The 18,304-nt window shown below is 68.9% G+C and carries 8 protein-coding genes; all 8 read right to left on the bottom strand.

The features are described 5' to 3' along the window. Window positions 1-5: 5 nt before the first annotated feature. The 8 genes from ACFC0O_RS28615 to ACFC0O_RS28580 all read right to left on the bottom strand — a co-directional run bounded on the left by ACFC0O_RS28615 (window position 6) and on the right by ACFC0O_RS28580 (window position 18,022). Window positions 6-815, bottom strand: a complete 810-nt coding sequence (locus tag ACFC0O_RS28615; protein WP_375962997.1) for an ABC transporter permease — start codon at window positions 813-815, stop codon at window positions 6-8. Then, window positions 812-1,582: an ABC transporter permease gene (locus tag ACFC0O_RS28610; protein ID WP_375962995.1), complete on the bottom strand. Its 771-nt coding sequence runs from the start codon at window positions 1,580-1,582 to the stop codon at window positions 812-814. Before ACFC0O_RS28610 ends, ACFC0O_RS28615 begins: the two co-directional genes overlap by 4 nt. Beyond that, window positions 1,579-2,556: an ATP-binding cassette domain-containing protein gene (locus ACFC0O_RS28605; RefSeq protein ID WP_375962993.1), complete on the bottom strand. Its 978-nt coding sequence runs from the start codon at window positions 2,554-2,556 to the stop codon at window positions 1,579-1,581. The genes ACFC0O_RS28610 and ACFC0O_RS28605 overlap by 4 nt, the downstream gene beginning before the upstream one ends. A gap of 42 nt (window positions 2,557-2,598) precedes the next feature. Next, entirely contained in the window at window positions 2,599-5,961 is a 3,363-nt protein-coding gene (locus tag ACFC0O_RS28600; protein ID WP_375962991.1) for an SDR family NAD(P)-dependent oxidoreductase, read from the bottom strand. After that, window positions 5,954-7,279: a polyketide synthase gene (locus tag ACFC0O_RS28595; protein WP_375963915.1), complete on the bottom strand. Its 1,326-nt coding sequence runs from the start codon at window positions 7,277-7,279 to the stop codon at window positions 5,954-5,956. Before ACFC0O_RS28595 ends, ACFC0O_RS28600 begins: the two co-directional genes overlap by 8 nt. Before the next feature lie 65 nt (window positions 7,280-7,344). Continuing rightward, window positions 7,345-8,109, bottom strand: coding sequence for a thioesterase II family protein (locus tag ACFC0O_RS28590; protein ID WP_375962989.1), 765 nt, complete (start codon window positions 8,107-8,109; stop codon window positions 7,345-7,347). Window positions 8,110-8,149: 40 nt separating this feature from the next. Then, window positions 8,150-14,353: an amino acid adenylation domain-containing protein gene (locus ACFC0O_RS28585; protein WP_375962986.1), complete on the bottom strand. Its 6,204-nt coding sequence runs from the start codon at window positions 14,351-14,353 to the stop codon at window positions 8,150-8,152. 93 nt (window positions 14,354-14,446) lie between these two features. Next, window positions 14,447-18,022, bottom strand: coding sequence for an amino acid adenylation domain-containing protein (locus ACFC0O_RS28580; RefSeq protein ID WP_375962984.1), 3,576 nt, complete (start codon window positions 18,020-18,022; stop codon window positions 14,447-14,449). Window positions 18,023-18,304 lie beyond the last annotated feature (282 nt).

Raw genomic sequence — 18,304 nt, 5'->3', positions numbered from 1 at the left:
GCGGTTCAGCTTTCGGCGGCGGCGCGGTAGCCGCGCACGGCCAGGGCGCCGAAGACGGCGGCCAGGCCCAGCGACCACGCCGCCGTCTGGAGCATCGGGGTGGCGACGGGGCCGCCCAGGATGAAACCGCGCATGGCTTCGATGGCGCAGCTCATGGGCTGGGCCCGGACGATCGGCTGAATCAGCTCCGGGTAGTTGTCCAGCGGGACGAAACCGGAGTTGAAGAACATGCCGATCAGCACGACGATGGCGGCGAGCTGAACGACCTTATCGCCGATTCGGCTGACGCCCACCAGGATTACCACCGGGGTGAATCCGGCGATGACCAGCACCGGGACCGCCAGCGCGCCGAAGAAACCGGGCCAGCCCTGCTGGAAGCGCAGGCCCAGCGCCATGCCGATCAGCACCACCACCAGGGTGACCACGGCGGCGCGCACGCATTCGGCGAGCAGGCGGCCGAGCATGCCCGCCGACCGGTGGATCGGCAGTACCCAGAAGCGGCGCAGCAGACCGCTCTGGCGCTCGCCGTACAGGGACAGGCCGGTGCCCATCGCGCCGTACATGGCTCCGGCGATGGCGATCATGGGGACGAAACCGTAGATGGGGTCGGCGTCCGAGGACAGGCCCAGGGAGCGATCCAACACCAGATCGAACATGAGCAGCAGCAGGACCGGCAGCACCAACGTGCTGGTCATCACCTCCTGCTGGCGGGACCAGCGGCGCAGCAGGCGGCCGGTCTCGATCAGCAGTTGGCTGGGCAGCGAACCCGAGCCGATCGGGTTCGGCTGTGCGACAGTGGGTTCGGTGGTGGTCATGCGCGCCGTCCTTCCGCACGGGTCGCGAGGAACGCGCCCGCGATGAGCAGGCCCGCGATCCACAGCGCGGCCACGCCGAGTTCCGAGGGATAGCGGCCCTCGGCGAGTCCGCGCAGCGCCGAAGTCACCTGCGAGACCGGCTGATTGCGCGCCCAGCCCTGAATCCAGCCCGGGAAGCCTTCGGCCGGAACGAATCCGGTGGAGGTCATGATGAGCAGCAACTGGGGGACGAACAGCACGGTGCCGCCGAGTTCGGGATTGCGGGTGGCGGTGCCGAGCGCGTCGGCCGCGATCACGACCGCGGCTCCGAAGGCCAGCGTCACCGCGATGAACACCAGAGCCGTTGCCGGATCGTGGAATCGGAAGCCGAAGGCGATGCCCACCACCAGCGCGCTGGTCAGCGCGGCGCAGCCGCGCAACAGGTTCGCGGACATGCGCGCGGCCACCGGCACCCACGGGCGTACCGGCAGGGAGCGCAAACGCGTGGCCATACCGCCCGCGACCTCGCGCCCGGCGCGGTCGGCGGCGAACATGGCGGTGAAGAACATGGCGTACACCGCGACCAGCGGCAGCAGGTACTGCGCGAAGTCGATCCCGGTGGCGGACATGGATTTACGCAGCGGGATATAGAAGCAGATGTAGATGGCCACCGGCGCGAACAGCGCCAGCATTACATCGCCTTCGCGGAGGGCGGCGCGAATACCGCGCTCGCTCAACGCCGACCATTGCAATCCGGCCGGAACCCGCACGATGGGAACCTGATTCATGCGCTCACCTGTGCCGCGCTCGGCTTGGTGAGTTCGATGAAGACCTCGTCGAGGGAGGGGCGGCGCAGCGCGATATCGATCAATTCGATGCCGCCGCCGGTGATTCGCGCCAGCGCCTCGGTGAGGGTGGCCGCACCGTCGGGTGCGGGCAGCGAGACCCGGTCGGCGGAGTCGGCCACCGTGACCTCGCCCAGTCCGGACAGTGCGGTGACCAGGCGCGGTACATCGGCGGCGTCGACCGGGACGACCTCGCAGTAGCTCGAACCCGAGCGGGCCTTGAGCTGATCGGCGGTGCCCTCGGCGATGACGGTGCCCTTGTCCACGACAATGATGTTGTCGCTCAGCGCATCCGCCTCTTCCAGATACTGCGTGGTGAGCAGCACCGTGACGCCCTGCGCCTTCAGCTCGCGCACCAGCGCCCACAGGCTCTGGCGGCTCACCGGGTCCAGGCCGGTGGTGGGCTCGTCCAGGAAGACCACGCGCGGCGGGCGCACCAGACCGCAGGCGATATCGATGCGGCGGCGCATACCGCCGGAGTACTGGCCGACCCGCCGGTCCCCCGCCTCGGTGAGCGAGAACTGTTCCAGCAGTTCGTCCGCGCGCGCCCGGGCCTGTTTGCGGCGCAGGCCGAGCAGGCGCGCGAAGAGCACCAGATTCTCACGGCCGGTGAGCATTTCGTCGAGTGCGGCGTACTGGCCGGTGAGCATGATCGAGGAGCGCACCTCGGTGGGCTGGCGCACCACGTCGTAACCGGCGACCACCGCCCGCCCGGCATCCGGGCGCACCAGGGTGGAGAGCACCGACACCGTCGTCGTCTTGCCCGCGCCATTGGGGCCGAGCACCCCCAGCACACTGCCCGCGGGCGCGGTGAAGCTGATGCCGCGCAACGCTTTCACCTCGCCGAAGGACTTCTCCACGGACTCGACGATGATCGCGTCCTCGGGTTCCGGCACCGTATTCTCCATCCTGGTCATGACGCTATTCCCCCTGCTGCGTTGCTATTTCGGACGTGCTGACTAGTCGAGCAGTGACACCACTTCGTCCAGTGACGCACCGCCGAGGATGGCGGTGACCGGCAGATCGCGCTGAAGTTCGGCTTCGATGCGCTTGCGCAGGTCCAGGGCCTGAAGGGAATCCAGGCCGAGCGCCACCAGCGGCATGGAGCCGTCGATGGGTTCGGTGTTGTCCATGCCCATCACGAAGCGCAGGGCATCGCGGACCTGTCCGGCGATGTCCTGGACGATCGGGGCGGATTGTGCGGGCGCGGGCTCCGACGGGGAGGCGGGTGCGACCGGAGCCACGGTTGCCGGGGCGACCGGCGGTTGCGTGACCTGCGCGGGCGCGTCCGGGATCTCCGCGAACAGCGGCTCCTGGCCGAAGAGCGCGAAAATTGCGCGCAGCTTGGACCATTCGGCCGCTACCACGATGCTGTTGCCTGCGGCGGCGAATCCGGCGGCGATGGCCGTGGCCGGATCCATGGGCAGCAGGCCGGTGCCGCTGATCCGGGCGACCGCATCGGCATTGTCGGCTCCGACGGCCCGCCACAGTCCCCACTGCACGGAGGTGACGCCGATGCCGTCGCGGCGGTAGCCGGTGGCGGCGGCGTCCAGCATGCGGTTCACGGCGGCGTAGACGGCGTGGCCGCGCCCGCCGATGGTGGCCGAGAGCGAGGAGCACAGCACCACGCGCGCATCCGGGGCGAGCGGAAGGTCGCGAATCAGCCGGTCGAGTGCGATGACCTTGGATTCCGCTGCGGCGAGCACGGTTTCGGGGCTCACCTCGGCAGCGGCGGCGTTGTAGTCGACGGCCGCGTGCACCAGCAGCGTGACCGGTGTGACCACGAAATCGTCGCCGAGCGAGCGCACGGCCTCGTCATCGGTCACATCACAGGTGCGGATCTTGATGACCGTCCCGTGCGCGCTCAATTCCGCCACCCGCTTGGCGGTCTCTGCGGAACCACCCGAACGACTGATCAGCGTGATGCGGCGGGCCCCGGCGCGCGCGAAGTCCGCAGCGCAGTCGAGGCCGAGTTTGCCGGTGCCGCCGATGATCACGACCTCGGCCAGGTCCGCCGGGGTGAGCGCGCAGTCACCGGGAGCGTCGTCCACGACCAGTCGCTTGCCGTACCAGGCTCCGGCACGCGCGGCCAGCTCCGGCTCACCCGAGGTATGGATCGCACCGAGCACAGCCTTGGCCGCCTCCGGAATCTCCTGTCCGGCAGCCAGATCCAGATGCCGGAAGCCGACACCCGGATGCTCCGCCGCCAGGCACCGGAATCCGGCCTGTGCGGCGGCATGCGCGATCGCGGGCGTCTCACCCTCGAGCACCTGCTCACCACCGGAGGTCACCAGCCAGACATCCCGAACCCCGGTGAGGTCGGGCAGCCAGCTCCGATCCCCCACGAAGTCAGCGGATTCACCTACCGCCGCGGCGATATCGGCAGCCGCCGACGGCGGCAGCAGAAGGACGACCGTGTCATAGGCGACGACACCCGCGCCGGTCGTACCGGACGTGGCTGGTGCAGCACTCACGGCACCCGCTCCCCCACCCGTGCTCGCAGCGGTCGCGGAGGCGGTGGTTCCGGCCGCGCCGTTCGATGCTGCGGGCGCAACGCCGGTTCCAGCAGCCGACGCAGCTGTCCCGTCTGCCATACCCCGCTTGCCGGCAACCACTTTCGCGCCGTGGCGGGGTGCGGCCTGTTCGATCGCGGCGGCGAGGTCGGCGGCGCGGCCGGTGTGGTCGATCACGGTCAGGGTGCGGGGTGGGACCAGTTTGCGGCGGTCCAGGCGGACCCAGCGTTCGGCGAGGCGCTGCGGTGCGACGGTGCCCTCTGCGGTCGAAATGGATTGTGCGGCAGCTGATTCAGCGCCACCGAAGGTGGCGGATCCGGAACTCGTCGCGCCGGAGACACTTTCGACGCCGCGCGTGTCGACCGATGCCGAGCCGGTGCCGGTCGATCCATTTACGCCCTGCGGTGCTTCGGGGTGGTAGTTGAACGGGGCCCAGAGCTGTTTCGGGGTGGTCTGGGTGTTGGGGAAGTCCAGGAGCGGGAGGCGGCGCACGTCGGATGTGGTGTCGCGCAGGGTGTCCCAGGCGAAGGCCGTGTCCAGGACCGCGACCTGGGCCAGGTTCTTGGCGAATTCGGCGAGGTCTACGGCGGTGCGGCGGGAGGTGCCGATGGTGCGGAAGTCGCGGTCCGTGCTCGCGCCGGAGAGGGTGTCCTGCATGGCGAGCATGAGGGCCGGATGATCGGCGATCTCCAGGAAGATGTCGATATCGCGGGCGGCGGCCTCGGCGATGGCGAGGTCGAAGCGGACGCGGTTGCGCAGGTTCCAGTACCAGTATTCGGCGGCGGTCAGATCGGGGGTGATGGCTTCGCCGAGGGTCGCGCCGAGGCACGGGATCTCGGTGGGCGCGAAGACCGGGGAGTCCAGGGTGTCGCGCAGGGTGCTCTCGAGATCCTCGCGGAACTTGCTGACGAAGGAGGTGTGCGCCGGGTATTCGACGCGGATCTCCTTGGCGAACTTGCCCTGTGCGGTGAGGGTCGCCACCAGCTCCGAGACGGCGGGGCGCTCACCGGAGATGGCGAGCACGTTCGCGGAATTGACCACGGCGAGCTCGGCCCAGCCGGAATTGCGGGCCAGCAGCGCCTCGCATTCATCGCGATTGACCCCGACCACGGCCATGGCCCACTGGCCGTTCCACTCGTGTTCGCGTTCGAGTGAGCCGACCAGGTTGGCGCGCAGCGTGACCACGCGGACGCCGTCGGCGAGCGAGATGATGCCCGAGACCACGGCGGCGGCGATCTCACCCTGTGAGTGCCCGACGGTGACATGCGGTTCCACCCCGGCGGCGCGCCAGATGGCGGCCAGGCCCAGCATCTGCATGAACAGTGCGGGCTGAACCATTTCGACGCCGTAGTCGGCACCGGACTCGTCGAGCAGGTAGGTCAGCGGCGAAATACCGTGCTGCGCTTGGAAGATCGCGTCGCATTCGTCGACGGTGGCGCGGAAGACCGGTGAATGCGCGTAGTAGAGCACGCCCATACCGGGCCGCTGAGAGCCCTGACCGGGGAAGACGTAGGCGATGCGGCGTGCGCTCGCGGCGCGGTTACCGGCCGTCACGGCCGGATGCGGCTTCCCGGCGACGAACGCGTGCAGCGCCTCGATCAGCCTGTCACGGTCGGTGACGGCGATGAGCGCCCGGTACCGCCGGGCCGCGCGGGTGCGGAAGAGCATGTCCGCCACCGCATCCGGGGTGACCGACGGCCGCTCCTCCAGGTAGGCGACCAGGGCGGCGGCCTCACGTCCGAGCGCGTCGGCGGTTTCGGCGGACAGCAGGATCGGGGTGCTGCCGTCCGGAAGGCGGTAGTCAGGCATGGGTTTCCTCTTCCAGGACGGGCATGGCGAGCACGGCGTGCGCATTGGTGCCGCTGACGCCGAAGGACGACACCGCGCCGTAGCGAACGCCGTCGCGCGGTTCCCAGTCGGTGAGTTTCGCTGCCAGGCGCAGGTTTCCGGCCTCCCAGTCGAAGCGGGAGTTGGGGCTGTCCGCGTGCCGGGTGGGGGCGATCTGCCCGTGCAGGCCGCTGAGCAGCACCTTGATCAGGCCGAGCAGCCCCGCGGCGGCTTGCGCGTGGCCGAGATTGGATTTCACCGAGCCGAGCAGCGGACTGCTGCCATCGGCCCGGGGTGTGCCGTAAACCTGTTGCAGCGCGGTCAATTCCAGTGGATCGCCGACGGCGGTGCCGGTGCCGTGGCCCTCGATCATGTCGATCAGGTTCGGATCGATTCCGGCGGCGGCCACGGTCGCGCGAACCAGACGTTCCTGTGCGGCGGAGCTGGGCACCGCGATGGGCGCGCCCCTACCGTTGTGGTTGATGCGCGAGCCGAGCAGGCGGCCGTAGACGCGGTGCCCGAGTTCACGTGCCCGCGATTCGCGTTCCAGCACAACGACTCCGACGCCTTCGCCCCAGAGCGTGCCGAGGGCGTTGTCGGAGTACGGCTTGCACTGGCCGTCGGCGGCGAGCGCGTTGTTCTTGGAGAATTCGAAGAACGCGCCGGGTGAGCCCATGATGCAGGCCGCACCCGCGAGCGCCCATTCGCATTCGCCGTTGCGAATCGCGTTGGCGGCCAAGTGAACTGCGGCAAGCGATGATGCGCAGGCCACATCCACGACCACGGAGGGTCCGCCCAGGCCCAGCACATTGGAGATGCGCCCGGCGACCGCGCCCATGGCGGCTCCGCCCGCGCGATATCCGGTGAAGTCGTTGACTTCCGCGCCGTGCGGGCCGTATTCGGTGTTGGAAGCGCCCATGTAGCAACCGATGTCGTCGCCGTCGCCGAGTGCGGCGGGGTTGATGCCCGCGTTCTCCAGCGCGCGCCACGCCACTCGCAGCGCCACCCGCTGTTGCGGGTCCATGGCGACCGCTTCGCGCGGGGTGATGCCGAAGAACATGGAATCGAAATCGGCTGCGGTATCGAGGAATCCGCCCGCGTCGCGGACTTCGCCCCAGCCTTCGGTCTCGGCGAGCGCGAACAGCTTCTCCAGCGGCCAGCCGCGATCACGCGGGAAGGGTCCGATCAGATCGCGCGATTCGGCCAGCGCTTCCCAGTACTGGGCCAGCGTCTCGATACCGCCGGGCGCTTCGATCGCCATCCCGGTGATGACGATCGGATCCTCCGCACCGCCCGTCATGCCGGTTCCCGCCGCGCCATTGTCCGCCGTTCCATTGTCCGAGCCGATCGGATCGCCGCCGTTGCTCATCGGGCTACCGCCGTCCGGATCGGTTCCGCCGCGAGGGTTTCCGCGATGGCGGTGACATGGTCGTGCAGGTAGAAGTGCCCGCCGTCGAACATGCTCACCTGGAGTTCGTGCGGGGTGTGCGACTGCCAGCCGTACAGATCGCCGATGGAGACGAATTCGTCCTCGCTGCCGCCCATGACGTGCAGCGGGGTGTTCAGCTGGACATCCTGGGCGCAGACGTAGGCGTCGAAGGCGGCGTAGTCGGCCTTGAGCGCGGGCAGCGCCATGCGCATGAGGTCACGGTTGCCCAGCACGTCGGCACCGGTGCCCTGTAGCCCGCCGACGTGGTCCAGCAGTTCCTCATCCCCGGTGGGATGGTTGGGCATATCGACGACTCGATACGGTGCGACCGCGCCGGATACGGCGAGCAGGCGCACCGGAATGCCCTCGCTCTCGGCCAGCTTGGCGAATTCGAAGGCGACGACCGAACCCATGCTGTGGCCGAAGACGGTGATCGGCTCCCCGTTATTGCTCGGGGAGCGCACGAATTCGGCGAACGCGCCCGCGGCGATATCGGGCACGCTGGTCAGCGCGGCCTCGCGGGCCCGGTCCTGGCGGCCCGGGTACTGGAAGATCGAGACGTCGAAGTGTTCGCTCAGCGCCTTGGAGAACGGGCGGTAGGTGGACGCGCCGCCGCCCGCGTGCGGGCAGATGACCAGTGGCGCGCTGCCCGCCGTGCGCGGGCGATGGAATTTGCGGATCCAGCCGAGGGTATTGCTCATAGTCCTTGCTCCTGTTTCTCCGCGCGCGGATGTCCGGCGCTCACTGCCACATCCGGCGCATCACCAGCAGGCCGTGGTCTTCGTCGCCGATGACCGCTGCATCGTCGATCCGGGTGTCCGGGGCGGCGGCGATGGCGCGCAGGGTGTCGTGGAAGGCGGCCTCGATGATCTCGGCCTCGGTGTCGTCGAAGGAGTCCTCCGCGTAGAAGACCACCGCCCGCACGCCGTCGCCGGGCAGCAGTTCATTGGCCGGGAAGATCATGACCAGCAGGGCGTTATCGGTCGCGCCGCCGCCCTCGAAGGTCACCAGTTCCAGGTTCGCCTGTGCCAGCAGGCTTTCCAGTTCGGCCCGGCCGGGCGGGTAGGACTGGAAGACGAACATGGAGTCGAACAGTTTGCGCACACCGGTGGCCCGGATGGCCGAGGTGAGGCGGTACTGGTGGAATTCCATGAGTTCGACACGGCGGCGCTGGATTTCGGCCAGCTGTTCGCGCCAGGTGGAATCGCCGCGCAGGCCGACCGCGACCGGAATGGTGTTGGCGAAGCAGCCGACCGCATTGTCGACCTCGTCCAGGTCGGCGGGGCGTCCGGAGACGACCTCACCGAATACCGCTGTCTCCGAACCGGTTACGTAGCGCAGCACATTCGCCCAGGCGAGCTGGCAGATGACGCTGAAGGTGGTGCCGAGTTCGGTGGCCAGCTCGGTGAGCCGGTCCACCACCTGCGCGTCGATCTCGGCGGAGCGGCCGGTGGGCACGCCGCCGCCCTCGGGCACCCGGTTGGGTGCGACCAGGCAGGGTTGCACGCCGTCCAGATAGCCGGACCAGGCGGCCTCGGTCGCCTCCTCCCGATCCTGGGTCAGGGCCAGGAATTCGGCGAAGGTGTCCGGGTTGCCGAGCGGTGCGGCGGTGCCGTCGCTGAGGTAGGCGGCGAAAATCTCCTGCGGCAGCAGCTGACCGGACCAGCCGTCGGTGAGCAGGTGATGCGAGGTGAGCACCAGCATGTGCACCGCCTCGGGCAGGTGCACGACGGTGACGCGGGTGAGCGGGCCGCGCGAGAGATCGAACTGTTCGCCCTGATCGGCGAGCAGGAAATCGCGCAGTCGCTCATCGGAATCGGTCCGGCCCGCGAAGTCGACCTCGCGCACCGGGAAGTCCATATGCTCGTTGACCAGTGCGTACGGCTGGCCGGCGTGCGAGACCGAAATCGCAACGCGCAGATTGGGATAGCGGTTCAGGACGGTGTCCAGCGCGGCGGTCAGGCGTGGCAGTTCCAGGTCGCCGCGCACGGCGATCATGGTCTGCACATTGTAGAAATCCTTACCGCCGGAACCGAGTGCGGTGAAGTACAGCCCGGCCTGCATGGGCGCGAGCGGATGCACATCGGCGAACGCGCCGTACAGGGTCTGCCAGCGGTCCAGGTCCAGCTGGGTGACGCCGCGCGCCAGCACATCGCTGGGGGTGGGCTGGCGAACCGGGTTGTCGCGCACCGTCTTCGACAGATCGCGCAGTGCGCCGGTCCACAGGTCGGCGAGTTCGTGCACATCGGCGTCGGTGAGCACGCCCGCCGGGAAGCGGAAGGAGGCGCGCAGACCGGTGCGGTCGCCGTCGGCGATGCTCACGGTGTTGACATCCAGTACGGCCGGGACCGGCATGGCCGGGTCGGCGTGGCCGCCCAGATAGCCGAATTCCGGTGCGGCATCCCAAGGTTCGACGGTGTCGGCGTTATCGGCGACGGTGAATCGGCCCATGTAGTTGAAGCTGATCTGCGGGGCCGCGTGAACTTCCAGCTCGGCCTTGGCGGCGGGGTTCAGCCAGCGCAGCAGACCCCAGCCGATACCGGAGTCCGGCACCGCGAGCAGCTGTTCCTTGACCGCCTTGACCGCGTCCACGATATCGGCCTCGCCGCCGCGCAGCACGTTCAGCGCGACCGGGTAGGCGCTGGTGAACCAGCCCACGGTATTGGCCAGATCGGCTCCGGCGAAAAGGGTTTCGACGCGACCGTGCCGCTCCATGGTGAGCGCGACGGTATCGGCGTCATTGTCGTGCGAACGCCGGAACCGGTGTACCGCCACGGCCAGCGCGGCGACCTGGATATCCAGGAAGTCGCAGCCGAACACCTGCGCGCCGAGCGTGCTCAGCAGCTGGGTGTCATCGGCGTCGAGCTCGGCGGTGACCTCGTGCAGGGTGGCGACGGTGTCCACGACCGGATCGACGCGACGCGTGCCGAGCAGCGGATCGGCCGCCGCGGCGACCTCCTGCCAGCGCGGCAATTCCGCTGCCAGAGCATCACTTTGGGCGTAGTGCACCAGGTTGCTGTTCCAGGTGTGCACCGAGGTGCCGGTCTCCGGCTCCAGCGCGCCGTCCTGCCACAAGCCACGCAGATCGTCGTGCAGGATGCGCCAGGAGACGCCGTCCACCACCAGGTGGTGGATCACCAGCAGCAGGCGGCCGGTGGCGGAATCGGGCGTACGCGCCCACACCGCACCGACCATCCGACCGGCGGCCGGATCGAGTGCGGCTCCGACCTCGTGCAGATGCGCCTGAAGCACCTCGCCCGCACTGAGTTCCCAATCGTCGCCATCGATCACGACCTCGATCAGCTCGACGGGCGGGTACGCCTCGCCGACCGCCGGGACGTAGTAGGCGAGAGCGCCTTCCGTGGTCTCCGAGCCGAGGCGGGCGCGGAGCAGCGGATGGCGATCGAGCAATGCGGCGATGGTGGCCGTGAGCTGTTCCGCGGTCGCTCCCGCCGGAGTCACCACGGCGGTGGCCTGGCTGTATCCGGTGTATTCGCCGACCTTTTCGACGAGCATGGCGGCGATCGGGTTGAGCGGGATCCAGCCGGTGTCCGCGCCCGCGCCGATGAGCGCGGGCGCTCCGGTGTCGAGGATCGGGGTGGTCGCGGCGGCGATGGCGGCGATGGTGCGGGCGTCGAACAGGGCGCTGGTGGTGATGGCCAGGCCGCGCTTCTTCAGGGCCGAGGCCATGCGGATGGCGGTGATGGAATCGCCGCCCAGGGCCAGGAAGTCGTCATCGGCGGCCAGGGCGAGATCGTCGCCGAGGTTGAGCACCTGGCGGACCGCTTCGGCGACAAGGGTTTCCGGGCCGTCGCCGAGTTCGCGGCCGTGACCGCTGCTGCCGCCGAGATCCGGTTCGGGCAGGGCGCGCCGGTCCAGCTTGCCGTTGGCGGTGAGCGGGAGCGCGGCCATGCGCACCAGGGCCGACGGAATCATGTACTCGGGCAGGCGTTCCGAGAGGTAGGCACGAATCGCACCCGCCACGGCGGTCTCGGAATCGGTGGCGTACACCGAATCCGGTTCCGCCACGTAGTAGGCGACCAGCACCGAGTCATTGCCGCGCGGCAGTGCGATGGCGGCGGCCGAGCCGATACCCGGCATGCGGCGCAATGTGGTGCCGATCTCGCCGAGTTCGATGCGGTGGCCGCGAATCTTGACCTGATCGTCCACGCGGCCCAGGTATTCCAGGCGGCCACGGGAATTCCAGCGCACGATATCGCCGGTGCGGTACATCCGCGCCCCGGGCTCTCCGGCGAACGGGCAGGCCATGAAGGTGGCGGCGCTCAGACCGGGCCGCCGGTGGTAGCCCTGGGCCAGCTGTACGCCGCCCAGGTACAGCTCACCGGTGACGCCCGGGGGCACCTGCCGCAGCTGCTCGTCGAGAACGTACACCGATGAATTGGATTCGGGGCGGCCGATGAGCGCGGAACGGATCTCATCGCTGCCCTGGGTTCCCGCGAAATCCTCGTGGGTGAGGTCCATGGCGGCCTCGGTCGGGCCGTACAGGCCCAGCACGGTGCCGCCGAACACCCGGCCGGCCTCTTCCACCAGCGCGGGCGGCACGGATTCGCCGCCGAGGTAGACGTAGCGCATGGACTGCAAGCGCTTCGGGTCCGGGCCCGCGTCGAGGAAGGCGCGGGTCACGCTTGGCACCAGGGACAGCTGAGTCACGCGGTGCCGCTCGATGATTCCGGCGAGCGCCTCCACATCCGCCTGCCACCATTCCGGATGCGGGAGCACGGTTGCCGAGCCGGTGCCGAGCGCGTTCACCAGTTCGAACACCGATACGTCGAATCCGATCGGCGCCTTCTGCAGAATGCGCTCCTGCCCGAAGCCGAGGTAGTCGCGCATCCACTGCACATGGTTCGCGATGGCGCGGTGATGGATGACCACGCCCTTCGGACGGCCGGTGGTGCCCGAGGTGTACAGCAGATACGCGGCGTCCAGCGGGTGGACGGGCCGGGCCAGTTCCTCGGCACGGACCGGTGAGCCGTCGGTGGCGGCCAGCTCGGCGCGGACATCCGGGGCGGCCAGGTCCAGGAGCGGCAGACCAGTCTCCGTCATTCCGGCGCGCTCTCGGCCGGAATCCACACCGGTGGAGGATGATTCGAGGCCGTGGATCCCGGCCAGATACACGCCCGGATGACGGGGGGAATCAGCGCCAACCGTATTGATCAGCAGGGACAGCTCCGCATCGCCGAGCATGTATTCGATGCGGTCGAGCGGGTAGCTCGGGTCGGCGGGGACGTAGACCGCGCCCGTGCGCAGGACGGCGGCGAAGACGACGGGGAGCCATTCGCTGCGTTCGGCGTAGACGCCGACGCGGTCGCCGTTGCGGACACCGCGATCGCGCAGCATGCGGGTGAGTCCGTTGACGCGCGAATCGAATTCGGCGTAGTCGAGTTCGGTGTCCTCGAAGATCACCGCGACTCGCTCGGGATGCTCCTGCGCGGAGGTCCGGATCATGGCGTCGATGGTGTCGGGGGTGATGGCGGGGCGGTCACCGTGCGACCAGTCGTCCAGGCGGGCGCGATCGGAGGCGGAGAGGGTTTCCAGCGCGGTCAGGGTCGCGCCGGGGGTGGCGGCGGCGAGCACCTGTTCGATGTACTCGTGCAGGCGCTCGATGGTGCCGTGGTCGAAAAGGTCGGTGCGGTAGGTGATCTGGACGTCGGTGCGATCGGCGTGCATGAAGGTCTCGACCACCAGCGGCAGCAGTGCGCCGCCATTGTCGATCAGTTCCCAGCTGGTGACCGCGCCCGGCAGTTGCGGGCCGTCGATCTTCTGGTGCAGGAACAGCACCATGGTGTCGAACAGTTTGGAACCGATATGTCCGGTGGCGCTATTGGCCGCCCGGATGATGCCCTCCTGCGGAAAATGCTTGTGCCGGAAGGCTTCGGTGGTGGTGGCGCGCACCTGGTTCACCAGTTCGGCGAAGGTGTGCGCGCCCGCGCCGGTGAAGCGCAGCGGAATCATATTGGACAGGTTCCCGATCAGCAGTTCCTGACCGGACTCCTCGCGATTGGCGACGGTGGTGCCGACCACGATGTCGCGCTGGCCGGTGGTCTGGCGCAGCGCCAGATAGTAGGCGGCCAGGAAGACCGAGAAGGGGGTGCTGCGCAGATCGGCGGCGAGCCTGCGCAGGTTGGCGTCCGCCTGCGCGCCCAGCAGACGGTCGAAGCGGTCACCGCGTTCGGTGACGGCGACCGGGCGGCGATCGTACGGCAGCTGAAGTTCGGGTACTTCACCGTCGAATTGGCTTGCCCAGAACTCCATTTCGGCGGAGTGGTCGCCGTCGCGGTAGCGGTCCTGCTCCCATTCGGCGAAGTCGGCGACCTGGAGTCGCAGCGGTTCCACCGTGATGTCACCGGTGCGCGCCTGCCGATAGAAGTTCTCGATATCGGGCGAGAGCGCGGGCAGGGTCATACCGTCCCAGGCGATGTGCTGGATGACCAGCAGCGCCACCAGGCGATCGGGGCGGGTGCGGGCGAAGGTCACGCGCAGGGAGGATTCAGTGGACAGGTCGAAGGTCTCGTACGCGGCGGCCCGGGTCAGTTCGGCCAGTCGCCGGTCCGCCTCGGCGGGATCGGTTGCGGTGAGGTCGATCTCGGTGATGCGGGGCGGCAGGCCGTCGTGGATGAGCTGGTACGGGTCGCCGTGTTCGTCATTGTGGTAGGTGGTGCGCAGCACCTCGTGCTTGCGCACCAGGGCCAGGAAGGCGCGGTGCAGGGCCGGACCGTCCACCTCACCGTCGAAAGTCAGTGCCAGACAGAGGTTGTAGGCGGCGCTGTCGGGAGCGATCTGCTGATGCGCCCACACATTGCGCTGTCCGAAGGACAGGGGCGCGCGCGTCGGATCGCGGCGCACCGGTACCGCGGGGGCGGCGGCCAGGCCCGCGCTCGCGAGCCGGGCCGCCATTGCTGCCTGTAGGTCTTCCAGCGACTTCATCAGGTGAAACCAATCCTTGTTCTTTCGAGAAACCCTGCACCGCACCGGATTCCGGTACGCGACACCGATCAGTGCGCTATCGGATGGAACCGATCAGAGCGCGGCGACCGGTTCCGGATTCGGGATCTCGGCGAGCTCGAGCAGAATGCGGGACACCTGGTCCAGCCGGTCCGGGGTGGGCTCGGCGGCCAGCAGCGCGGCGCAGATGCCCCGCACGGTGCGGCCCTCGAGCACCGCGGTGACGCCGAAGCGTTCCACCGCCAGTAGGCCGCGCAGTTTCGCGGTGAGGGTGGTGGCGAGAATCGAATTGCCGCCGATATCGAAGAAATCGGTTGTCACGCCGAACTTCTCGATGCCGAGCACCATGGCGGCGATGTATTCGACGGCCGCCTCGAGCGCGGTCTCGGGGGCGAGGTAACTGTCGGCGACGGCATCGTCACCGGCGGCGACCATGCGGCGGATGGCGGCGCGATCCAGTTTGCCGTTGCCGGTCAACGGGATCGCGGGAACCAGTTCCAGGATTTCCGGAATCATGTGCGCGGGCAACAGTTCCCGGAGTCCGGCGGTGACGGACTCGATGGACGGGGCATGCTCCGGGGCGGCATGCTTACCGCCCGCGGTGAACGCGGCGATCGCGGCCAGGCGGCCCGAATCCGTCACCAGCGCAACGGCTTCGCCGATACCCGGCTGGGCAGCCAGCGCGGACTCGACCTCGCCGAGTTCGACGCGGAAACCGCGGATCTTCACCTGGTGGTCGGCGCGGCCCAGGAAGTCCAGGGTGCCGTCCGGCAGGTAGCGGGCCATATCGCCGGTGCGGTACCAGCGGATGCCGTCCACGGTGACGAAGCGGTCGGCGGTGCGCTCCGGATCGCCGCGGTAGCCGTCGGCCACGCTGACGCCGCCGATCCACAGCTCACCCGGGACGTGGTCGGGGCAGTCCTCGCCGCGCGAATTGACCACGCGGCAGCGGACATTCGCCATCGGCGTGCCGTAGGGGACATTCGCCCAGTCGGCCGGGTAGAGGTCGGTGACCTCGCAGATGGTGGAGTGGATGGCGGTCTCGGTGGTGCCGCCCAGGCCCGCGAAACGCACGCCCGGCACGACTTCCCGGAAGCGGTGGCCCTGCTGGGATTTCACCCGGTCGCCACCGGTGATGACCACGCGCACGGTGCGCAATTGCTCGGGTGCGGCGGTATCGAGCAGCATGGTGATCAGGCCGGGCGCGGCATTCACCACCGTCACACCGGTTTCCGCGATGAGCGCGGACCAGGCCACGGCATCGCGTTCGATGCTCGCCTCGACCGCGACCACCGCGCCGCCCAGGGAGAGCGGGGCGAAGATATCGAATACCGACAGGTCGAACTCCAGCGCGGACAGGCCGACGGTGTGATCGTCCGCGCCCAGGTCGAAGTGCGTGATGATGGCGTCGATGGTGTTGGCCGCCGCGCGGTGGCTCACCTCCACACCCTTGGGCTCACCGGTCGAACCGGATGTGAACAGCACGTACGCGATCGAATCGGCGTCCGCGACGTGCGCGGCTTCCACGCGCGGGCCCGCGACGGCGTCGGCGAGCAGCAGCGGGCTCACGTCGGCGGGCAGTTCGGCCGGGGTCTCCAGCAGGATCACCCGCGCGCCACCGCGCGCCAGAATGCGATCGCGGCGCGCCTGCGGCTGCGCGGTGCTGATCGGCAGGTACGTCGCACCCGCGGCGAGCACGCCGAGCACGGCCGGAATCTGCCTGTGCCCCTTGGGAATCATGACGGCGACGGTGTCACCGGGACACACCCCGGCCTCGGTCAGCGCGTGCGCGACGGCCAGTGCTTCACCGGCCAGCTCGCCGTAGGTGAGGGCACCGGTGCTCGCCGCGTCGTGCACACCCGCACCTGCCGAATCCCGCACGGCGAGCTCATCGGGAGAGCCGACGGCCTGTGCGTCCCAGCACAGGGCGGGGCGCTCGGGGTGGCGCTCGGCGAGGGTGAAGAAGGCTTCGTGCAGGGTGCGCGGGCCGCCGAGTTCGAGGTCGGTGGCATTGACGTGATCGCGGATATCGCGCTGCGCCTGCGGCAGGGCGATGGACAGATCCGCGGTCCAGTCCGCGTCGTCGGCCACCAAACCGTCCAGCAGGGAGCGGAATTCGGTGAACATGGCATCGGCCACGCCCTCGGGGAGGGCGTCGCGGCGCAGATCCCAGTTCACCAGCAGGCCGCCGTTGAGTTCCACGACCTGGGCGTCCAGATCGACCTGCGGGCCCTGGGAGATGATCCACACCGGCGCGCCGAAGACGCGCAGCACGCGGTCTGAGAAGAGTTCGCCCAGATCCAGGCCGGAGGTGAAGACCACCGACGGGGTGACCGGCGCACCGTGCAGGCGGCCCAGATCACGCAGGACGTCCAGGCCCTCGTACTCCGAATGCGCCGCGCAGGTGTGCAATTCGCGCTGTAGTCGCTTGGCGCGATCCACCATGGATTCGGCGCGGGTGGCGTCCACGTCCACCAGTACCGAATTGGTGAAGTCGCCGACCACGCGGTCGATATCGTCGTGCAGCGGTTCGCGGTTGAACAGCGGCACATTGAGCAGGAAGCGCTGCCGCGCCGACCAGCGGGCGATGGCCTCGGAGAAGACGGTGGCCAGTGCGACGGCGGGGGTCACGCCGTGGCCGTGCGCGTTCTTGTTCAGGCGCTGCCGGGCGGCCGGATCGAACCAGTGGTGCAGGCGCACACTGCGGCTCGGGTCGCGGCGCTCGGCCTCGGGCAGCACGGGCAGGGCCGGAATGCCGGGCAGCTCGCCCAGGCGGCTCGCCCACCAGTCGCGATCGGCCGAATTATCCGGGGCGGCCTGCTCTTTCGCGGCCAGGTAGGCGCGGAAGGTGTAATCCAGGGATTCGGTGAGGTCGGCGTCCGTCTCGTACAGGGTCGCCAGATCCTCCAGGATGCGGCGGTAGCTCTGCGCGTCGGCGGCGAGCATATCCACATCCACGTGCAGGCGGTGACCACCGCCGGACAGCAGCGACAGCGCGATATCGATGACCTGTCCGGCCTCGACATCCATGCGCTGATGACTCTTGGCCTGGCGCAGGCGTTCCAGCTCATCGGCCTCGGAATCGGCGCTCAGGGTGAGGGCTTCGAAGATCGGGCGCAGCGGTTCGGGCAGGGTCTGCTGGGTGCCGCTGTCGGTGAAGCGGGCGCGCAGCTGCTCGTGCCGGTGCACCAGGCGGGTCACGGCGCGGCGCAGGCGTTCGGGATCGAGTCCGTCACCGTCGAATTCGACGTACAGGTGGGCGGCGACGCCGCCGAGGGCCTGATCCTGGCGGCGGCCCATCCAGTAGGCGTGCTGCATGGTGGCCAGGGGGAATTCGCTGCCGGGGGCCGGGGCCTCGGCAGCGGCGGAGCCGTTCGCGGCGGGGGCCGTCGCGGATTCGGCAGCGGCCGAATCGGATTCGGCGGCGACCTGGCCCGCGCCGAGCAGCGAGGTCCACGCGGCGAGTGTCGGTTCCAGGGCGAGGGCGGAGCTGCGCACCTCATAGCCCTGCTTACGCCATTTGGCGGACAGGTGCATGAGCTTCATGGAGTGCATGCCCAGGCTGACGAGATCGTCGTCATCGCCGATCGATTCGGGGGCGACGTCCAGCGCAGCCGCCACGATTGCGCGAATCCCAGCCTTGTCGAGCATCGAACTCCTCATCCTGCGAATGTTCCGCCTCGGGCCTGACACCAAAGGTAGGCTTGCCTAACTTCATAGGGATGGTAGCCCATGGCCGCAGGCGCGGTGAAGGGGTGTGGTTTGGCTAACCTAAATAGCTGATTACGGGCCTCTGACAAGCGAATACGCCGATGGGACCCACCGGATCACTTCCGATGGGTCCCATTCACGACCCCGCACGAGCCCCTCAACCCCTGCGAATTCTTCGCCGCGGCACCAACCCTCGGTGCCGGGCGAACTCTTCAGTTATGC

Source organism: Nocardia sp. NPDC056100, from assembly GCF_042266325.1.
Lineage (GTDB): Bacteria > Actinomycetota > Actinomycetes > Mycobacteriales > Mycobacteriaceae > Nocardia.
Note: the sequence above shows the minus strand (reverse complement) of the source record. Positions and strands in the feature narration are given on the sequence as shown.